Origin of the sequence: Mesorhizobium sp. M7A.F.Ca.US.006.04.2.1 (assembly GCF_004022915.1) — a bacterium.
Lineage (GTDB): Bacteria > Pseudomonadota > Alphaproteobacteria > Rhizobiales > Rhizobiaceae > Mesorhizobium > Mesorhizobium ciceri.
This window is the reverse complement of the sequence record NZ_RZQA01000589.1, coordinates 1-4,085: the sequence shown is the minus strand read 5'-3', so window position 1 is coordinate 4,085 and position 4,085 is coordinate 1. Positions and strand designations below refer to the sequence as shown.

Below are 4,085 nucleotides of genomic sequence, written 5' to 3'. Positions count from 1 at the left end.
GCCCGACCGCGATCATGGAATCGTTGCCGTCCATCACCTTCATCGCGACGGCGCTGGCAAGGCCGATATTGGCCGGCAGCGACAGGTCGACATTGCCTGGTCCCAGCGTGATGACGAACATCTGGCCGACGCCGACAATGACGGTGAATACCGCCAGCGAAAGGGCTGCCGTCACCATGCCACCCCCGCCATAGCCGCCGGTGAAGGCGATCGTCGCCAGCCACACCAGCAGCGCGCCGAGGAACGACCAGATCCAGGGTTTGGTAAGCAGCGATCTCACCGATGTCATCGCTCACCTCTCCTTGCGGCTGATCAGCACGCGCGCCGCCAGCACGATGATCAGGATGGCGCCGTTGGCGGCCACCTGCCAGTCGGGTGGAATGTGCATGAAGGTGAGCAGCGGCGAGGCGGCCAGCGCCAGCGTCAGCGCGCCGATCACCGCACCGATCGGCGACACCCGGCCGCCGACGAATTCGCCGCCGCCGAGGATGACGCCGGCGATCGCCAGCAGCGTGTAGCCATTGCCGATATTGGCATCGGCCGAGGTGGTGATGCCGATCAGCGCCATGCCGGACAGCACGCCGAACAGGCCGGCGAGCGCAAACAGCACGATCTTGGTTCGGAGCAGCGACCAGCCGGCGCGACCGAGTGCCGCCGGATTGCCGCCCGAGCCGCGCAAGATCACGCCATAGGAGGTGCGCATCAGGCCGAAATGGACGATGAGGCCGATCAGCAGCGCGGCGATGATCGGAAACGGCACGAAAGGCGGCTTGAACGCCATCAGCCCGAGCAGCCAGTCCGGCGCCTTGCCGCCCGGTTTGGGCAGGACGAGAATCGCGAGCCCCTGCCAGACGAAGCTCATGCCGAGCGTCACCACGATGGACGGCAGGTTGCGCAGATGGATCAGTGCGCCGAGCAGCGCATAGACGCCGATCGATCCGAGCAGGATGGCGGCGCCGAGCAGCGGCGCGTCCTTCAGCCAGGTCGCGGTGACACAGCCGACGAAGCCGACGAAAGTGCCGATCGACAGGTCGAGCTCGTTTCCGGCAATGACGAACATCTGCGCGATCGTCGCCAGCGCGATCGGGATCGCCAGGTTGAGCATCAGGCTGAAGCCGAAATAGCTGATGGCGCGCGGGTTGAGCCAGGCGATGGCGAGCAGCACCAGCGCCAGCGACAGCGCCGGCAGCAGCCCGCGCAGCAGGCGCGCGCGGGCCAGCGCGCCGCGCTCGGCGGAAGTCCTGGCAGCGGTGTCGAGGCTGGCGGCCGTCATCTCAGGCCGCATCGCCGAAGGAGGACTGGATGATCTTCTCTTCGGTCAACTCGTCGCGACGCAGATTGGCGACGATGCGGCCGTTCTTGAAGACATAGATGTGGTCGCAATTGTCGAGCTCTTCGGTTTCCGTGGTGTACCAGAGGAAGGTACGGCCGCGACCGGCCTCTTCGCGCACGAGGTCGTAGACCTCCAGCTTGGTGCCGATGTCGACGCCACGCATCGGGTCGTCCATCAGCACGATCTGTGCATCCGAGCCGAGCGCACGCGCAAACAGCGCCTTCTGCTGGTTGCCGCCCGATAGCGAGAAAATGTTGTTGTTCATGTCAGGCGTACGGATGCCGATCTTCTTCTGCCAGAATGCGGCAAGCTCGGCCTCGCGCTGCGGCGAGATCAGCAGCCCGTTGCGCAGCCGCGCCAGCGAGCGGATGCCGATGTTCTCAGCAATCGACCATTGCGGAAAGATGCCATCCGACTGGCGGTCGCCGGCGACCAGCGCCACCGGCGCTGTCACCTCGATGCCGGCCCGGGCGCGCGTGGCGCCGCGGAAGATCGCCAGCAGCAGATCGGTCTGGCCGTGGCCCGCCAGCCCGGCAAGGCCGATGATCTCCCCGGCGCAGGCGACGAGGTCGGTGCCGTCCTTCTGCGCCGCGGGCCGCGCCCGGACCCTCAGCGGACTGGCGGCGGGCTTGGCGGCAGCGATTTGCGCCGCGATCTTCTGGCGCGCTTCCGCGCCGCCCATCGCCGTCACCAGCCGGTTACGGTCGAAGGCGCTGGCGGTGTCGGCGACAACCACCTTGCCGTCGCGCATCACCACGATGCGGTCGGCGTTGCGCAGCACCTCGCCCAGCACATGCGAGATCAGGATGCAGCTTTTGCCGCCGGCGACGAAGCGGCGCACGAAGGCCAGCAACTGGCCCGCCGTATGCGCGTCGAGCGACGATGTCGGCTCGTCGAGGATGACGAGGTCGAGACGATCCTGGGTGACCGTGAAGGCGCGCGCCACTTCGACCATCTGGCGACGGCCGATCGACAGGTCGCCGACAATGTCCGACGCCGAGATGCTATGACCCGGAAAGATCTCGTCGAGCTTGGCGGCGATCAGCTCGGCCGCCTTGCGCCGCCAGCCGAAGCCACGCAGCGAAGCGTGGTTGATGCGTGTGTTCTCGGCGACGCTGAGATTGGGGCACAGCGACAGCTCCTGGAAGACGCAGCGTATGCCGAGCTGCTGCGCGCGCGACACCGAGTAGTTGTCCTCGGTGTCGCCATGCACGCCGATCTGCCCGCTGTCGGGCACCAGCGTGCCCGCCACCATGTGCATCAGCGTCGATTTGCCGGCGCCATTGTGGCCGACGAGCCCGACGCATTCGCCGGGTCCGACGTGAAAATCCACGCCACCCAGCGCGCGAACGGCGCCGAAATGCTTTTCGGCGCCGTTCAGTCTGATGATGTCAGCGTTACCCCTGGGCATGCTCAACGATACTCGCTTGGCGATACGGACGGCAACGCTTGGCCGACATTCACTTGATGTTGGCTTTGATGGCCGCGATCGCGTCTTCCTGCGTGTATTCGTGGCTGGCGACGCCGCCCTTGGGGATCTTTGGCAGCTCGGCCTCGAAATCGTCCTGGGTGAAGGCCAGATACGGCACCAGCAGGTCATGCGGGATGTCGGTGCGGCCGTCGAGCACCTGCTGCGCCACCCAGAAGGCGAGCGACGACACGCCGGGCGCGATCGACGCCGACCATGTCTGGTAGCCGTCCTTCTCCTTCTGTTCCTTCCACCACTGCAACTCGTCCTGGCGGTTGCCCATGATGATGGTCGGGCGCGGCTTGCCGGCGGCGGCGAAGGCCTGTGCGGCGCCGTAACCGTCGCCGCCCTGGTCAACGACGCCGACGATGTCGGGCAGCGACGGCAGGATGGTCGCCACCGCCTTCTGCGCCGTCGTCTGGTCCCAGTCGCCGGTCACCGAACCGACGATCTTGAACTCGGGATGGGCGGCGACGCCTTCGAGGATGCCGGCATGGATGGCATCGTCGATCGAGGTGCCGGCAAGGCCGCGGATTTCAAGCAGATTGCCGCCCTTGGGCTGGAACTTGGCCATCTGCTCGACTTCCTGCTTGCCCATGTCCTTGAAGTCGACGACGACACGGTAGGCGCAAGGCTCGGTCACGGTGCCGTCGAAGGAGACGACGGTGATGCCGGCATCGCAGGCCTGCTTGATGGCGCCGTTGAGCGCATCCGGCGAGGCAGCGTTGATGACGATCGCGTCATAGCCCTGCAGGATCAGGTTCTGCACCTGCGCCGCTTGCGTCGGCACCTCCTTGTCGGCGGTGGTGAAGATGTCGGCCGCGCCGACCACCTTGTCGGCGACCGCCTTCTTGGTGACGATGCCATAGCTGTCGAGCATCGCCTGCCGCCAGGAATTGCCGGCATAATTGTTGGAAAAAGCAATCTTCTTGCCACTGGTGTCGGCCAGCGCCGTGCCCGAAGCGAGCATTGCCGCCAGAGCGCCCAGAACGAACAGTTTCTTCATGTCGTTATCCTCCCAGATGTGTTGACTGCTGTATTCCCACCGGCTTTGACCCCGGCCTCACTCCCAACTCTGATTTGAGCACGGATTGTCGCGAGCTCAAAACAGTCTCAATCCCGGCACGCGCACCCTGAGCCGGTACAGCGACGTCGACGCGGCAATGTAGAGGCTTTGCAAATCGTCGTCGCCGAAGGTGAAATTCGCGCAATCTTCAGGCGTCCGGATGACGCCAAGAATGGTGCCCGACGCGTCGAAAATGTGGATGCCGCCGGGTCCGGTGC

The 4,085-nt window shown here is 65.6% G+C and carries 3 protein-coding genes and 2 pseudogenes; all 5 read right to left on the bottom strand.

Annotated features, from left to right (window positions below; genetic code table 11):
- Nucleotides 1-289: pseudogene (locus EN925_RS25930) on the bottom strand (ABC transporter permease); the annotation flags it as partial.
- A gap of 3 nt (nt 290-292) precedes the next feature.
- Nucleotides 293-1,273, bottom strand: a complete 981-nt coding sequence (locus EN925_RS25925) for an ABC transporter permease (RefSeq protein WP_164753495.1) — start codon at nt 1,271-1,273, stop codon at nt 293-295.
- Between the two features lies 1 nt (nt 1,274).
- Nucleotides 1,275-2,744, bottom strand: coding sequence for a sugar ABC transporter ATP-binding protein (locus EN925_RS25920; RefSeq protein ID WP_127384658.1), 1,470 nt, complete (start codon nt 2,742-2,744; stop codon nt 1,275-1,277).
- Between the two features lie 49 nt (nt 2,745-2,793).
- Nucleotides 2,794-3,807 carry an ABC transporter substrate-binding protein gene (locus EN925_RS25915; RefSeq protein ID WP_127371241.1) on the bottom strand — a complete coding sequence of 338 codons (1,014 nt, stop codon included), beginning with the start codon at nt 3,805-3,807 and terminating at the stop codon, nt 2,794-2,796.
- Between the two features lie 96 nt (nt 3,808-3,903).
- Nucleotides 3,904-4,085 (bottom strand): annotated as a pseudogene (locus tag EN925_RS25910) (SMP-30/gluconolactonase/LRE family protein); the annotation flags it as partial.